This is a genomic window from Flavobacterium sp. TN-1, from assembly GCF_052828645.1.
Genome location: NZ_CM128253.1, coordinates 674339 through 688994, shown reverse-complemented (window position 1 = coordinate 688994; position 14656 = coordinate 674339). Strand labels below are relative to the sequence as shown.

14 protein-coding genes are annotated in these 14656 nt (G+C 31.6%); 8 read left to right on the top strand and 6 right to left on the bottom strand.

Going from position 1 to position 14656, the window contains the following annotated elements:
- The first annotated feature begins 50 nt into the window (after positions 1–50).
- The 5 genes from ACUXZJ_RS02820 (at position 51) to accC (ending at position 3897) form a co-directional block, all read left to right on the top strand.
- The gene (locus ACUXZJ_RS02820) at positions 51–566 is read left to right on the top strand and encodes a YceD family protein (RefSeq protein ID WP_060381355.1); all 516 of its coding nucleotides are present in this window, start codon (positions 51–53) and stop codon (positions 564–566) included.
- Between the two features lie 9 nt (positions 567–575).
- Positions 576–770, top strand: a complete 195-nt coding sequence (gene rpmF / locus ACUXZJ_RS02815; protein ID WP_014165712.1) for a 50S ribosomal protein L32 — start codon at positions 576–578, stop codon at positions 768–770.
- A gap of 166 nt (positions 771–936) precedes the next feature.
- Positions 937–1932: a beta-ketoacyl-ACP synthase III gene (locus ACUXZJ_RS02810; protein ID WP_060381356.1), complete on the top strand. Its 996-nt coding sequence runs from the start codon at positions 937–939 to the stop codon at positions 1930–1932.
- Positions 1933–1960: 28 nt separating this feature from the next.
- Positions 1961–2455, top strand: a complete 495-nt coding sequence (gene accB, locus ACUXZJ_RS02805) for an acetyl-CoA carboxylase biotin carboxyl carrier protein (RefSeq protein ID WP_060381357.1) — start codon at positions 1961–1963, stop codon at positions 2453–2455.
- 92 nt (positions 2456–2547) lie between these two features.
- On the top strand, positions 2548–3897 hold the full coding sequence (gene accC, locus ACUXZJ_RS02800) for an acetyl-CoA carboxylase biotin carboxylase subunit (protein ID WP_060381358.1): 1350 nt from the start codon (positions 2548–2550) through the stop codon (positions 3895–3897).
- A gap of 292 nt (positions 3898–4189) precedes the next feature.
- Here accC and ACUXZJ_RS02795 read toward each other — a convergent pair whose 3' ends face one another.
- From ACUXZJ_RS02795 to ACUXZJ_RS02770, 6 genes are all read right to left on the bottom strand, one after another.
- Positions 4190–5380: an aminopeptidase C gene (locus ACUXZJ_RS02795; protein ID WP_060381359.1), complete on the bottom strand. Its 1191-nt coding sequence runs from the start codon at positions 5378–5380 to the stop codon at positions 4190–4192.
- A gap of 201 nt (positions 5381–5581) precedes the next feature.
- Entirely contained in the window at positions 5582–6424 is an 843-nt protein-coding gene (locus tag ACUXZJ_RS02790) for a T9SS type A sorting domain-containing protein (protein WP_060381360.1), read from the bottom strand.
- 91 nt (positions 6425–6515) lie between these two features.
- Complete coding sequence (locus ACUXZJ_RS02785; protein ID WP_060381361.1) at positions 6516–7481, bottom strand: T9SS type A sorting domain-containing protein; 966 nt, start codon at positions 7479–7481, stop codon at positions 6516–6518.
- 319 nt (positions 7482–7800) lie between these two features.
- Positions 7801–8139, bottom strand: coding sequence for a T9SS type A sorting domain-containing protein (locus ACUXZJ_RS02780; protein ID WP_060381362.1), 339 nt, complete (start codon positions 8137–8139; stop codon positions 7801–7803).
- Positions 8140–8235: 96 nt separating this feature from the next.
- Positions 8236–9405, bottom strand: a complete 1170-nt coding sequence (locus ACUXZJ_RS02775) for a hypothetical protein (RefSeq protein WP_063743429.1) — start codon at positions 9403–9405, stop codon at positions 8236–8238.
- 35 nt (positions 9406–9440) lie between these two features.
- Positions 9441–12119 (bottom strand): TonB-dependent receptor, encoded by a 2679-nt coding sequence (locus ACUXZJ_RS02770; protein WP_081248742.1) that lies wholly within the window; start codon positions 12117–12119, stop codon positions 9441–9443.
- A 182-nt stretch (positions 12120–12301) separates the two neighbouring features.
- Here ACUXZJ_RS02770 and ACUXZJ_RS02765 point away from each other — a divergent pair, with 182 nt between their 5' ends.
- The 3 genes from ACUXZJ_RS02765 (at position 12302) to ACUXZJ_RS02755 (ending at position 14480) form a co-directional block, all read left to right on the top strand.
- Positions 12302–12985, top strand: coding sequence for a response regulator transcription factor (locus ACUXZJ_RS02765; RefSeq protein WP_060381365.1), 684 nt, complete (start codon positions 12302–12304; stop codon positions 12983–12985).
- Positions 12985–14040: a sensor histidine kinase gene (locus ACUXZJ_RS02760; RefSeq protein WP_060381366.1), complete on the top strand. Its 1056-nt coding sequence runs from the start codon at positions 12985–12987 to the stop codon at positions 14038–14040. Before ACUXZJ_RS02765 ends, ACUXZJ_RS02760 begins: the two co-directional genes overlap by 1 nt.
- Positions 14041–14162: 122 nt before the next feature.
- Complete coding sequence (locus ACUXZJ_RS02755) at positions 14163–14480, top strand: toxin-antitoxin system YwqK family antitoxin (protein WP_060381367.1); 318 nt, start codon at positions 14163–14165, stop codon at positions 14478–14480.
- Positions 14481–14656: the final 176 nt, after the last annotated feature.

The window sequence follows — 14656 nt, the reverse complement described above, 5'->3', positions numbered from 1 at the left end:
ATTAAGTGATAATGTTTCATCTGAACCTATTAAAAATGTAGATTTATCTGATGAGAGTTACAAACGAGTATTTGATTCCTTATGCTGGATTGAAGATAGGAAAACATGAGTTTGAATACCTAATTAGTAAGACGTTCTTTGATTACTTTGAATATGACGAATTTGATTCGGCTGATATAAAAGTAAAATTGGTATTAGAAAAACAAAGTAATATGCTTGAGTTAAATTTTAAGCATAAAGGAACTGTAAATGTATTGTGCGATGTGAGAGGGGAACCTTTTGATTTTCCAATTAAAGGTAAGTTAAAGTTAATTGTGCGTTTCGGAGAAACATATAATGATGAAAACGAAGAACTCTTAATTCTTCCCTTTGGGGAGCACCAAATAGATATAGCTCAATACATATATGAGATGATCGTTCTTTCAATACCTTTAAAAAGAATAAGTCCTCAAGCTTTAGAAGAAGAAAGTTTTGAAGAAACAGAAATTGCAGAAGAGCAAGATATAAAAGAAGAAGAAATTGACCCACGTTGGGCAGCATTAAAGAAACTATTAACGGATAAATAATTTTGTAAAATGGCACATCCTAAGAGAAGACAATCGTCGACAAGAAGAGACAAGAGAAGAACTCATTATAAAGCAACTGTTGCTCAAATTGCAACTTGCCCAGTAACTGGTGAAGCTCATTTGTACCACAGAGCTTACTGGCATGAAGGAAAAATGTATTATAGAGGTCAAGTAGTTATTGATAAATCAGTAGCTGTTGCTTAATATATTTTTTAAAAGATACATGAATAACTCTCACAATGTGAGAGTTTTTTTGTTGAAAATGATTCATTTTTGAAAAAAAAACACCATTTTTGTATCTCTTTTGTAGAAATTTTGTAATTTCATCAACTTTTAGAATTGACCTTTAAAGGGTTCAAAATAAGACTTTATGAATAAGATTACTGCCGCAATTACTGCTATAGGTTCTTATGTTCCTGACTTTGTTTTGTCTAATCAAGTTTTGGAAACAATGATTGATACTACGGATGAATGGATTACCACTCGTACAGGTATTAAGGAGAGAAGAATCTTAAAAGAAAAAGGAGCAGGTACTTCCTATTTAGCTATTCAAGCTGCTAAAAACCTAATTGAAAAATCAGGAATAGATCCTAAGGATATTGACTTGATTATTATGGCAACAGCCACTCCGGATATGCCTGTTGCATCTACTGGAGTATATGTAGCATCTCAAATAGGTGCTGTTAACGCATTTGCTTATGATCTTCATGCGGCTTGTTCTAGTTTTTTATACGGAATGTCTACTGCTGCAGCCTATATACAATCAGGAAGGTATAAAAAAGTATTGTTAATAGGGGCAGACAAAATGTCTTCTATTATAGATTATACAGATAGGGCTACTTGTATTATTTTTGGAGATGGAGGAGGAGCTGTTCTTTTTGAACCAAATGAAGAGGGTTTAGGATTGCAAGATGAAATTTTAAGAAGTGATGGAATTGGTCGTGAATATCTTAAAATTGATGCAGGAGGATCTATTTTGCCAGCTTCTAAAGAAACTGTAGAGAAAGGAATGCACACCGTTTTTCAAGACGGGAAAACAGTTTTTAAGTATGCCGTTTCAGGTATGGCTGATGTGAGTGAAAAAATTATGAAACGAAATAACCTAACACATGATGATGTAAATTGGTTAGTCGCTCATCAAGCTAATAAACGTATAATAGATGCTACGGCCGAACGTATGGGGCTTGATGAATCTAAAGTTTTAATTAATATTCATCGTTATGGAAATACAACATCAGCAACTTTGCCACTTGTTTTGTGTGACTTTGAAAAACAATTAAAAAAGGGAGACAATATCGTCTTTGCTGCGTTTGGAGGAGGCTTCACATGGGGAGCTATTTATTTAAAATGGGCATATAATTCATAAAAACATAATAAACCAAAATCGAAATATCATGGATATTAGAGAAATTCAAAACCTAATTAAGTTTGTAGCTAAATCAGGTGCTACTGAGGTAAAGCTAGAGATGGATGATTTTAAAATCACGATCAAAACAACACCTGAAGGTACTGAAAACACTACGTTTGTGCAACAGGTGCCAATGCAAGCGGCTATTCAGCAAATGCCAGTTGCTGCTGCTCCAGTACCAACACCAGCTGCACCAGCTGCACCAGTTGTAATAGAATCAGTTGCTGATGATACTTCTAAATATATTACTGTGAAATCGCCAATTATTGGTACATTTTATCGTAAACCAGCTCCAGATAAACCAATGTTTGTAGAAGTAGGTTCTGTAATTTCTAAAGGTGATACTTTATGTGTTATTGAAGCAATGAAGTTGTTTAATGAGATTGAAAGTGAAGTGTCTGGTAAAATCGTTAAAATTTTAGTAGATGATGCCTCACCTGTTGAGTTTGATCAACCATTATTCTTAGTAGATCCATCATAAGTTATTTTAAATGCTAAATTTTGAGTAATAAATAACCTATTTATTCTCAAATAATTTAAAATTTATAATTCAACATTTAAAATTTCATTAAGATGTTTAAAAAAATACTAATCGCTAACAGGGGAGAAATTGCACTTCGTGTAATTAGAACTTGTCGTGAAATGGGAATTAAAACAGTTGCAGTATATTCTACAGTTGATGCAGATAGTTTGCATGTGAAATTCGCCGATGAGGCTGTATGTATAGGACCAGCTCCTAGTAATCAGTCTTATTTAAAAATGTCCAATATTATTGCGGCTGCTGAAATTACTAATGCTGATGCCATTCATCCAGGGTATGGATTCCTTTCAGAGAATGCTAAATTTTCTAAAATTTGTCAAGAACACGGAATCAAATTTATTGGAGCTTCTCCTGAAATGATTGAAAAAATGGGGGATAAAGCTACTGCTAAAGCTACTATGAAAGCAGCAGGTGTGCCTTGTGTTCCAGGTTCTGATGGAATTTTAGAGTCATTAGAAGAGGCTAAGAAAGTAGCTAAAGAAATAGGTTATCCAGTAATGATGAAAGCAACAGCTGGAGGTGGTGGTAAAGGAATGCGTGCGATATGGAAAGAGGAAGAGCTTGATAAAGCTTGGGAAGGTGCTCGTATGGAAGCTGCTGCTGCTTTCGGTAATGATGGCATGTATATGGAAAAGCTTATTGAGGAACCTCGTCATATTGAAATTCAAATTGTAGGTGATTCTTTTGGTAAAGCTTGTCACTTATCGGAAAGAGATTGTTCTGTACAACGTCGCCATCAAAAATTAACAGAAGAAACTCCTTCTCCATTTATGACGGATGAATTACGCCATAAAATGGGAGAGGCTGCTGTGAAAGCTGCTGAGTATATTAGTTACGAAGGAGCAGGAACAGTAGAGTTTTTAGTAGATAAGCACCGTAATTTCTACTTTATGGAAATGAATACTCGTATTCAAGTAGAACATCCAATTACGGAGCAAGTTATTGATTATGATTTAATTCGTGAACAAATTTTAGTTGCAGCAGGTGTGCCTATTTCGGGTAAGAACTACTTGCCGCAATTACATTCTATAGAATGTCGTATTAATGCAGAGGATCCTTATAATGATTTTCGTCCTTCTCCTGGTAAAATCACTGTTTTACATGCGCCAGGAGGTCACGGAGTGCGTTTAGATACGCATGTGTATGCTGGGTATACAATACCACCTAATTACGACTCAATGATTGCGAAGTTAATTACTACAGCACAAACTCGTGAAGAAGCAATTGCTAAAATGAAACGTGCTTTAGATGAATTCGTAATAGAAGGAATAAAAACAACTATTCCGTTCCATAGACAGTTAATGGATGAGCCAGATTATGTGGTAGGTAATTATACAACTAAGTTTATGGAAACTTTCAAAATGAAAGAACCTAAAAATTAAATAAAAAATTTGTACTGCACCCAAAAGTTTAGGCAAATTTAAACTTAATTTTGATAATAATGAGTTCGATGTTTTATCGGGCTCATTTTTGTTTAGATTTAGATTTTTCGTTATTGTGATATTAATGTATTCTTGAATTTCTTAGAGTTTTAATTTTGCTGCCCATTATTTTAAAACTTATATCGAAGATAATTTTTGTTTTCTACCTTTGATTGATCCTTTTTTTACGATTAAATAAAACAAAAAACCCGAATTAAAATTTTTCGGGTTTTTTGTTTTATATAGAGGTTTTTTATAGTTTTAATTTAGATACAATGCCTGTAGGTATCGCTTTTTTATGCAACATAATGGCGGTTGCTTTATATTTTGCAAATTCTTTCGTCATATACAAATATCCTTTGTAGTCATTTGTTGTACCCCAAGAGTTTTTAACAATATAATATTCTTTACCGTTTTGATCTTTAGAAATTCCAACAATGTGCATACCATGATCGTCAGTAGTTGTGTAATTATCAAATGCTTTTTGACGCATTTCCTCAGTTATTGTCATTTCTTTTTTAGGACCATTAAACATGTCTGATTTCTCATCAGCAGTCATCTCCTCAAATTTTTTCTCAGGAACATAAGCTACACCGTTTTTCCAAGAAAAACTTTTTTCGCTAACATCGCCAGCCCAAGCTACTGAATAACCATTTTTAATTGCGTTGTCAATGATGTCAGTTAATTCATTCATTTTTACATTGTAGACTTGATCAAAATTCCAATTGTCTGGAACCATTAGCACAAATTTAGTATAGTAGGGATATTCTTGCAAGGAAGAAATTTCTACATAATCATCGGCGTTAACCCCTACTACTTCTTTGGCAAAAGTTTCAGGAGTATAGGTTTTGCCTTCAAATTGAAAAGTTTTGGGTACTTGTCCAAGATAACTATCAATCATTGCAGTGTAGGCTTTTTCCCAATTAGGTGTTAGTTCTCCATTAGGATTGGTAACAACGGCTTTTAAAAAAGCTTCAATTAGAGAACTCATTTCAGCAAATTTATTTTTATCAGTTCCGTAATTTAAGCCTGTATAAACTGATTGAGGAACGGCTCCATATTTACGATACATATTAATTACGTCATGAAAAGCACCGCCATCACCTAAAGCAACTGAGCCATGCATACGGACATAGTTTCTACCTTTTTCTATATAAGCATTGCGAGCGGAATAAATTTGTGCTAATTCTACTGGTTTTTTACCCATGCGTATCATTTCTGATTCTAAAAATGAATTGGCAGAATAACTCCAACAAGTTCCCGAAGAACCTTGGTTTTTTATAGGTGTGTTTTCAATATTTATAACGTCAGTAAATTTGAAAGATTCTTTACTTTTTTCACTCGCATTTATTTTTAGTGAATTGACTAAATTATCTTGTGCAAAAGCACTGAAAGTTATAATAAACGAAGCTGTAAGGGCAATGTTTTTTTTAATTTTAAACATATCGTTTTTGGATTTTAATATTTTGGAAGTAAAAATAAGAATACTGAATGAATAAGATTTGAATTTAATGTTTTTTTACATTTTTTAGATAATAATATTTGGAAAAGCTAGTTTTAAAGAAGTCTGAATATCTTTATTGTAAAAAAAAGGCTGCCATATTTTTTTTGGGCAGCCTTTTATATTTTTGAATTAGTTGGAGTCTTATTCAACTATAATTTTTCTAGTTGCTGTTTTACCTTTTTCGGTGATTTTAGCAAAATAAATTCCTTTTGTTAATGATGAGATATTAACAGTTTGATCTGTTACTTTAGTTGATAAAGTTTTTTTACCCCAAGTATTATATACTTCAATTTGTTTTTCTTCAAAATTACCAGAAGTAATATTTAAAACTGAATTTGCGGGATTTGGGTGAACTGATAGCCCTTCTATTTCATTGTTTTTTTCATTGTTTAAAACGGAACTAGCTTCAATTTTTACGTTGTCTATTCTCCAGTTAGCGGTAGGGTCATAAACTCCTAAAATAGGTTCGTAGGTATCATTGTTTGGATTTACAATAGAAACAATTCGGAAACCAAAATTAGGATTGTTATTGCATCTGGGATCATTGATTAACAGAGACTTCATTGGAGAAGCTGTAAAACCATTTGTTAGGTCTCCATTGTTATTAGTTAAGATTTCCCAAGAATTTCCGCCATCAATAGTATATTCGTATTGTTGCCATTTAGAAGAAGCATCTTGTCCTCTTGGGTCAAATTTTATGATAATTCCTGAGTAGCCATTAGTACTTGCCATAAATTGATAACCAGCTGTTCCGGAAGCTGTTCCTTGAAGAGGAAAGTTTTTTATACTATGTGCAAACCCTCCGCCATTGCCGCTTTGATAAGTATTTGGGCTGACTCCTCCAATTAGGCTTAATGTTCCTGTTCCTAGGTTTGGATTGGTTGTTTGTCCATCAAAACTCCACGAGGTTAATGTGGTTTGTGCAAAGCTGTTCGAAATTAAAAGGAATAAACTGAATAGATAAAATAATGATTTTTTTTTCATTTTAATAGTTTTGTTTTTGTTTACAAAAGTATAAAAAATCCTCGTTAGATGTTTGTCTAAAGGGGTTGGCTTTGTTTTTATTGGGGATAATTTATTCAATTATGATTTTTCTGATGGCTATTTTACCTTCTTCGGTGATTTTAGCTGTGTAAACTCCTTTGGTTAAAGGGGTAATGTTTATATTTTGATTAGTTGTTCTAGTGGATAAAATTATTTTTCCTAAAGAGTCATATATTTCAATTTGTTTTTCAGAAAAATTGTTTGATGTTATGTTTAAAATTGATTTGGTTGGATTGGGGAATATTTGTAGTCCAGAAATTTCATCTAATTTTTCATTAGATAAAAATTGTGGATCTATTGATGTTGCTTGAATACTGAAGTCGTCTAAGCCTATCATGGCATCATTTCCTAGATCGTTTGTGTCGGCCCATCTGATCCAAAGTGTGCCTCCATTAGCTAGCCAGCCATTACCTGTTAATCCAAAGGTAAAGGTGAAATTACTATTGTTTCCTAAAGCATTACCATCTATATTGGCTGTTGTGGGGGTCGTTGTGCTGGTAGTAGCATTTTGCTCTACTAAATCGCAGTTGGTTACCGTTGTCCAATTGCCTGTTGATAAAGAGGTAGCGTCATAGCTATAGGCAAATGCTATTTTTTCAACGATAGAACTAGTGGCTAATCTCCATTGTTCGGTTTTTCCACTAATTTGTATTTGGGTAATGTTTTGTGTCAGATTATTGATAAGGTTTAGACCTATTCCAGGGATTGTGCCTGAAGAGGCTAGTACTGCAAGGCATCTTTCATTAGTTGAATTAGTTCCTGCTGCATAAACTCCTCCGCTATTAGTAGATCCGTCATTATTTGTTAGTGTTAGAGCTGTAGTAGATGTGCCTGAAAGTCTTGCCATAAACCAATTGACGGGTAGGACTGGAGCTGTTGTTCCAGTAGTCATTGAGTTGAAATCCTGATTGTAGGGTGTGTTTAATGCTGAAATTGAAACTTGACAAAATCCAAAATTTGCTAATAATAACGTTCCAAATAGGTGATTTTTTTTCATGTGTTGTTGTGTGTAATTTGGTTTAGAAATAATTGGCTTTAAATTTAATGAAAAATATATTAAATTTATTTTTTTGATTGTTTTTTAATTATTTTGTAAGAATAATCTATATTTGTTTGAGTAAATTGAAATATATTTATTTTGAGGAATGATCTCAGGTCTTGTATTGGTTGAAAAAGAATGCTCTTAAAAATGAGTTTGTAAAAATCTATTATTAGTGTGTTTTGATGAGAAAAGGGGAAATGTTTTATAATAGATTCTCATTTTTTAATACATTAAAAAATGAAAGGTAGATTTAGGGGGGGATGTTTTAGGTAGATTATTTTACAATAAGTTTTCTAGTTATTCTTTGTTCTCCTTCTTTGATTTTTATTATGTAAACTCCTTCGTTTAAGCTTGTTATATTTAATTCTTTGGAGGATAATAAGGTTTGCAGTACTAATTTTCCAAGTACATCATAAATCTCAATTTCTTTTGAGGAAGTAGATCTGGAAGTAATATAAATTCTGCCTGTGCTAGATGGGTTCGGATATATTGTAAGGTTGTCTAAAGGTTGTTCTTGGTATTTTCCACTATAGGAGTCTCTAGCTTCCTGAGCTTGGAAGACTAACGTAAATAATGTGGAAATAAGGATACTGTACAAGTAGTTTTTCTTCATTTAATACGGATTTCTACAAAGTTAAAAAAAAAATATTTAGATAAAACAAAAGCCTCTATTTTTGAGGCTTTTGTTTTGTTAAAAAATGTTGAAAAATTAAAACGCGTATTTTGTCCAATTAAAAGCAGTTTTGTCAGCACCTATATTGGTTTCGTTTTTGTTTAATACTGCTGTTCCATTGATTTCTTTAGCTGGATTTGTTGTTAAATCTTTAAGATTAATATTAATTGTTGTAGTGGGATTTCCAGCTCCTTTTTTATCGTTCATGTTAACTAAAGTTACTGCATATCCTGTTCCCTTTACGACAGCGTTTGTTATTGTAGATTTTGCACCACGACGAATCATAAAAACATCCATCATTTGTCTTGTTATATCGTTAGTGGTTATAGGGTCAATTTTAAGGTCAATGGTTAAATTCCTGATGATGTTATCAGATTGTAAGTTACAAGTAGGAGTGTTACCATCTAAATTACCATCTCCTTCTAGACCTCTTGGGTCGGCTTCTGTACTTGTAAAACCTTTTTCCCAAATTCCATAAGCATTGTCTAAAGTACCTCTCCATCCTTGTGTGTAGTCAAACATATCGTCATCTGTGTTAATACATAAGATGTTTTTTAGGTTAACAGTTCCTCCAAAGAGTTCAATACCATCATCAGCGCAATTTTTTACAAGTATATTTTCAATAATGGTACTATTTCCAACACCATTTAGGGTTAAACCGTTGTGTTCAATATTGGCAGAGGATTTAGCTCCTGTATTATTGAGTATCAAATAACGAATAATGCCTGAGTTATCTGTATCATCATTGCCACCGTAAGTATAAGCTGAGTTAATTTCGGTTGAGCCAGTTGGGGTAGCATCTGATAATTTAGCTTTGCCATTAATGATTAAACCGCCCCAGTATCCTGATTCTGTTGTTTCTATGTCAGCTTGCATGATTACAGGTTTATCAGGAGTACCATTTATATTTATTTTGCCTCCTTGTAAGGCTAAAATGTAATTACTAAATCCTTTTTTAGATTTGATTATAGTACCTGCGGGAATGTTTAGAGTTCCTCCATTATCTATGATAAGAGAGCCATTTAAATAGTATGTTTTAGAAGGATCAAGAGTTATATTGTTTGTAATAGTACCTGATAAGTTTTCAGTTCCTACTGGAGTATTTGTATTTGAAAATGCTTCATCATCTGTTATCTTTGTACAAGATGTAAGGAAAGATCCTGTAACAGTTAGCAATGTTAATAAACTTAAAACTGATTTTTTCATTTTGGTTAGTTGTTTTAATTAGCAATTATATAATTTTAAAAATCATACGTTAAACCTAGGCTAAAATGGATTCCTTTTTGGAATGATTTAAGGACAATATTTTCGCCTCCATTAATGCCTTTTCTGCTTAGTGAATAAGTAGGATCTAGTAAGTTTCTGGCTTTTATTTTGATAGCGAGATGCTTATTGATTTTAGAAGTAGAAATAAAATCCAATCCTATTACTCCTTTTTCTATAATATCTTCATAAGTAAGGGTTCCAATAGTATAAATACGATCACTAAAATAGTTTAATACGAAGGTATTGGTAAAGTTTTTGTCATTTTTCGATAAAGTACTTGATAGATCAAAATTAACTAAGAAAGGGGAAGAACCTTCTAGTTGAGTTTCTTTTTTAGGTGTGTTCAAAACATCTAATGTTAATTTAGAGTAGATGTAAGAAGCATTAAGTCCTAATGCTAATTTAGCATCATAAGAATGAAATTGTGATTCTAAAATATTTTTTCTTAGTTCTACTTCTGCTCCTAAGACTTTGGCTACATTAGATATGTTTTTATATGTTAAATAACCTCCTGATCCCCCTTCTTCTACACGAGCTATTGGATTTTGAATATGTTTATAAAAACCGGTTAATGAAAATAGTTCTGATTTGCTTATATAAAAATCCCATTTAGCATCTAGATTATAATTTTCAGAGTACTTTAGATCTTTATTTCCTTGACTATTAAAGTTTACGTCTATGTAAATGTATGGCGAAATTTCTTTAGCTTGAGGAAGTGTATAGGTTTTGCTACTGGCTAAACGGAACGAGTTTTTTTCTGATGCGTCCCATTTTAAACTAGCGTTGGGTAATACGAATGTATTTTTAATAGTTGATTTTCCAATAGTACTACCTTCGTTTACATTGTATTGTACAGCTAGATTTACGTAATCTATGCTTGCTCCCATATTTAAGGTTAGTTTAGGAGTAACTAAGTAGGTTAAATCACCATATCCAGAATGTATATTTTTTTGTGTACTGTATTGATCTTTATTAGCATCAAATGTTACTTTTCCATCAATATAATTTTGTTTGTTATAAGCATTGTCTAAGTTTATATTTTCATCATATAATCCTGAAATAGCCCTAAAATTATATAGTATAGCTGAAAATTTATCTTCAACTTGTCTTCCATTGTAGCCAAACTTGATAAAAGAAGTTTTATCATTTGCATTTTGATTATTTAGTTTGTGAGAAACTTCTAGTTTTGTGTTTAAATCTGTTTCATCTAAATTCAAGAAAGTTCTTGTTTGTCTACCATCTCCTCCTGTAAAAATAAAATCTTTTTCGTTTCTTTGAGTTAGGTTGTTTACTCTTCTATCAGGCTCTTTGCCAGAAGTAATATTATATGATACGCCAGCATTGAAGTTTGTGTTTTTTCCTAATTGAAATTGAGTTAATAATTGATTTACAATTAATAAATTATCATTATTTTGTTGTCTAATCATTAACCCTTTATCATCAAAACCTCCCTGAAATTTATCATTATCTAGTCCGTAAAATTTTGAATAATATTGATTATTATTATGAATTGCCATACCGTTATAATCAAATCGGAACTTGTTTAGTTTTAAAGATAAATTCAATAGTCCTAATTGATTAATACCGCGATTAAATTTATCGCCTACCTGATCTCTGAAGACTACTCCTGTGGTAGTTGTGTTTTTTACAAATTGTTTGGTGTAACTAAAATCCGTTGAATGTGACCCTACTAAAAATACAGAAAAACTATTTTCGCCAAATCTAATCTTTTTACCTATTGTTAGTCCCAAAGAGTGGTTGTATGGTAAGTGATTTGTGGTAGGATTAAGCTTGTTAGGGAAATTGTATTTTTGGTTAGTTAAACCAGGATTAGTGATATTAGATAATCCCCAGTAATCTACTCCTGATTGTTGTTTGAAATCAGTATTGAATACTCTTGTATTACTACCTGTTGAAAGGTCTAGTGATAAAACAGATGATGTATTTAATTCTTTAGAAGAAATATCTATATTAGCTCCGCCTACGTCACTAATTTTAGTAGAATTAAAAACTTTATTAACAGAAATGTTTTTGATAATATCAGTACCAAAAAAATCCAAGGAAATGTTTTTATATTCGGGATCTTCGGAAGGAATTGGGAAACCATTTAATGTTGTTGAATTATAGCGGTCTCCTAAACCCCTTACAAAAACATTTTTTACTCCTTCTTGTTTAGAAATCCCTGAAATTTTAGTAACAGCAGCCTGTGCATCACTTATTCCCTTTCTACCCATTTCTTGAGCACCCATGATCTGTTTCATTTCAACAGCATTTTTTTGCTCTAATAATAAAGCGGTTTCTTTTTCACGACTTACAGTTGCTTTTACTACTACATCTTCCATGGTTACGCTACCAGAACCAAGAATTTGATTAATTTCTTTTATTTCTTCAGCGTTAATAGTAACTTTTACCTCTTTAGTTTCATATCCTAAAAAACTGAAGACTAATATGTGCATACCCGAAGGGACACTTAATTTGTATTTACCTTGTAGATCAGTAGTGGTTCCTATTGAGGTACCTTTTAAAACAACATTAGCAAATGGCAATGCTTCGTTGTTAAGATCTTTATCGGATACTGTTCCTGTAATAGTAGCTTTTTGAGCCCATGTTAAGATTGTAAAAAATAAGAACAATAAAGAAAATTTGAATCTCATCTTGTTGTGTGTTTAATTTCGATGCAAAGTAATTTGAGCTATGTAAAAAAGAAGTTATTGAGATATTATAAATAAGTTTAGTAAATGTTACTTAATCGTTAACATATTAAATTTGTGTAAGGTTAAGTTTTTATATACGAATAATAGCTAATTTTACACTCAAACAAACACAAAACACAGTGATGAAAAAAAAGGATATCAGAATTCTGTTAGTAGACGATGAAATTGATATTTTAGAAATTGTTGGCTATAATCTTTCACAAGAAGGGTATCAAATATTTACCGCTGAAAATGGTAAAAAAGCAGTTGAAAAAGCAAAAAAATATTTGCCCCATTTAATCTTAATGGATGTCATGATGCCTGAAATGGATGGAATGGAAGCTTGTGAAATTATTCGTAATACGCCAGAATTGCAAAATACTATTATTGCTTTTTTGACTGCTAGAAATGAAGATTATTCCCAAGTTGCGGGTTTTGATGCAGGTGCTGATGACTATATAGCAAAGCCTATTAAACCTAAAGTGTTAGTCAGTAAAGTAAAAGCTTTATTAAGAAGATTTAAAGAAGTAGAAGTATCAGTTGAAAAATTAGATCTAGGAGGTATTGAAATAAATCGAGAGGAATACAAAATATATAAAGATAATAAAGAAATTATCCTTCCAAGAAAAGAATTTGAATTGTTCTACTTATTAGCTTCTAAACCAGGAAAAGTATTTAAAAGAGAGGAAATTTTAGATAAAGTTTGGGGGAATGAAGTGGTAGTAGGAGGAAGAACCATAGATGTTCATATCCGAAAATTAAGAGAAAAAATTGGCGAAGAACTATTTAAAACAATAAAAGGAGTAGGATATAAGTTTGAATACTAATGGGATTAAGACTTAAAAAATCATATAAATTCGCTTTTCGATCTTCTACATATATTACCCTGTTTTCAACAGGGTTAGTGCTTTTATTAACCTATTTGTTCTTTTTAATTAATTGGTTATTTATAAGTGTTTTTGCTTGCTTAACCATGTCTTTTTCATTTTTCGTTTTACAATATCGAGTAGAAAAATTTATTTACAAACGAGTAAAGAAAATTTATGATGAAATTTCTTTCTTAGATGCCGTAGATTTTAAAAACCAAGCTATAACTACCGATATGGCTACATTGACTAAACAGGTTAAAAAATTTGCAACGGATAAAAAGTTAGAAATTGAAATGTTAAAAGATCGTGAAGAATATAGAAGAGAATTTTTAGGAAATGTTTCACATGAACTAAAGACCCCTCTTTTTACAGTTCAAGGTTATATTTCAACCTTACTAGATGGTGCACATAAAGACAAAATATTAAGAAAGAAATATTTAGAAAGAGCAGAAAAAGGCGTTGAAAGATTGGTTTATATTGTTAATGATTTAGACATGATTGCTAAATTAGAATTAGGAGATGAAACGCTGAATATTCAATCATTTGATATTGTTGCATTAGCTCAAGAAGTAATGGATTTACTAGAGATTAAAGCAAATACTAAAGAAATTACCTTAAGTTTTGATGAAAAATATATTAAGCCTATAGAGGTAATGGCTGATAAACAAAAAATTCAACAAGTTCTGATTAATCTAATAGTAAATTCTATTAAGTACGGTAAAGAAAAAGGATCAACCGAAATTTGTATAGATGAATTAGAAAATAATAAAGTATTAATACGTGTTATGGATAATGGTGAAGGTATTGAACGAAAACATATTCCTAGATTATTTGAGCGTTTCTTTAGGGTAGATAAAAGTGGGTCTCGAATGGAAGGAGGCTCTGGTTTAGGGTTGTCTATAGTAAAACATATTATTGAAGCTCATCATGAAAAAATATATGTAAAAAGTACATTTAATAAAGGTTCTGAATTTTTATTTACACTTCAGAGTGCTAATCAACTTACTGCTTAAGACATTGTTTTATTATTTTTAATGTTAATAAATTGTAAAGTGAATGTTTTTTAATTGTTAATTATATAAGTTTTTTTTAAATTTGATGGAGACTATTTGTAGAACCCATAAAATTTTGAATTATGAAAAAACGTATATCAATCATTACTTTATTATTTACAGTAGCCAGTTTTGCTCAGTTAATAGAGCCTAAATATGAGATTCAAAATAATTTAATAAAAGCCACTTACTATTATGACAATGGTAAAATAATGCAAGAAGGTTTTTATAAAGACGGGAAAGTTCATGGGAAATGGGTTTCCTATACGAAAGAAGGAAACGAGTTAGCTACAGGACAATATGAATCGGGACAAAAAGTAGGAACTTGGATTTTTAAAGAAAACGGGGTCATAGCTCAAGTAAACTATAATGATAATCGTTTAGTTAACTTTAAAAAATGATAACTGTTTGAAATAAATAAGGCGGTCCAAAAAGTAATAAATCAACATGCAGTTTGTCACTCCGAATGAGGAGTCTCATAGTCAACATTGTGTGATTTCTCCCTTTGGTCTAAATGAAAGATTGCGAACTTTTTGGACAGTCTCACTATAAATATTAATATCTTACCTTAAAAGAA

Coding starts and splice junctions, on each gene's coding strand:
- ACUXZJ_RS02820 (WP_060381355.1), top strand. CDS start 51: ATGAGAGTTACAAACGAGTATTTGATTCCTTATGCTGGATTGAAGATA.
- rpmF (WP_014165712.1), top strand. CDS start 576: ATGGCACATCCTAAGAGAAGACAATCGTCGACAAGAAGAGACAAGAGA.
- ACUXZJ_RS02810 (WP_060381356.1), top strand. CDS start 937: ATGAATAAGATTACTGCCGCAATTACTGCTATAGGTTCTTATGTTCCT.
- accB (WP_060381357.1), top strand. CDS start 1,961: ATGGATATTAGAGAAATTCAAAACCTAATTAAGTTTGTAGCTAAATCA.
- accC (WP_060381358.1), top strand. CDS start 2,548: ATGTTTAAAAAAATACTAATCGCTAACAGGGGAGAAATTGCACTTCGT.
- ACUXZJ_RS02795 (WP_060381359.1), bottom strand. CDS start 5,380: ATGTTTAAAATTAAAAAAAACATTGCCCTTACAGCTTCGTTTATTATA.
- ACUXZJ_RS02790 (WP_060381360.1), bottom strand. CDS start 6,424: ATGAAAAAAAAATCATTATTTTATCTATTCAGTTTATTCCTTTTAATT.
- ACUXZJ_RS02785 (WP_060381361.1), bottom strand. CDS start 7,481: ATGAAAAAAAATCACCTATTTGGAACGTTATTATTAGCAAATTTTGGA.
- ACUXZJ_RS02780 (WP_060381362.1), bottom strand. CDS start 8,139: ATGAAGAAAAACTACTTGTACAGTATCCTTATTTCCACATTATTTACG.
- ACUXZJ_RS02775 (WP_063743429.1), bottom strand. CDS start 9,405: ATGAAAAAATCAGTTTTAAGTTTATTAACATTGCTAACTGTTACAGGA.
- ACUXZJ_RS02770 (WP_081248742.1), bottom strand. CDS start 12,119: ATGAGATTCAAATTTTCTTTATTGTTCTTATTTTTTACAATCTTAACA.
- ACUXZJ_RS02765 (WP_060381365.1), top strand. CDS start 12,302: ATGAAAAAAAAGGATATCAGAATTCTGTTAGTAGACGATGAAATTGAT.
- ACUXZJ_RS02760 (WP_060381366.1), top strand. CDS start 12,985: ATGGGATTAAGACTTAAAAAATCATATAAATTCGCTTTTCGATCTTCT.
- ACUXZJ_RS02755 (WP_060381367.1), top strand. CDS start 14,163: ATGAAAAAACGTATATCAATCATTACTTTATTATTTACAGTAGCCAGT.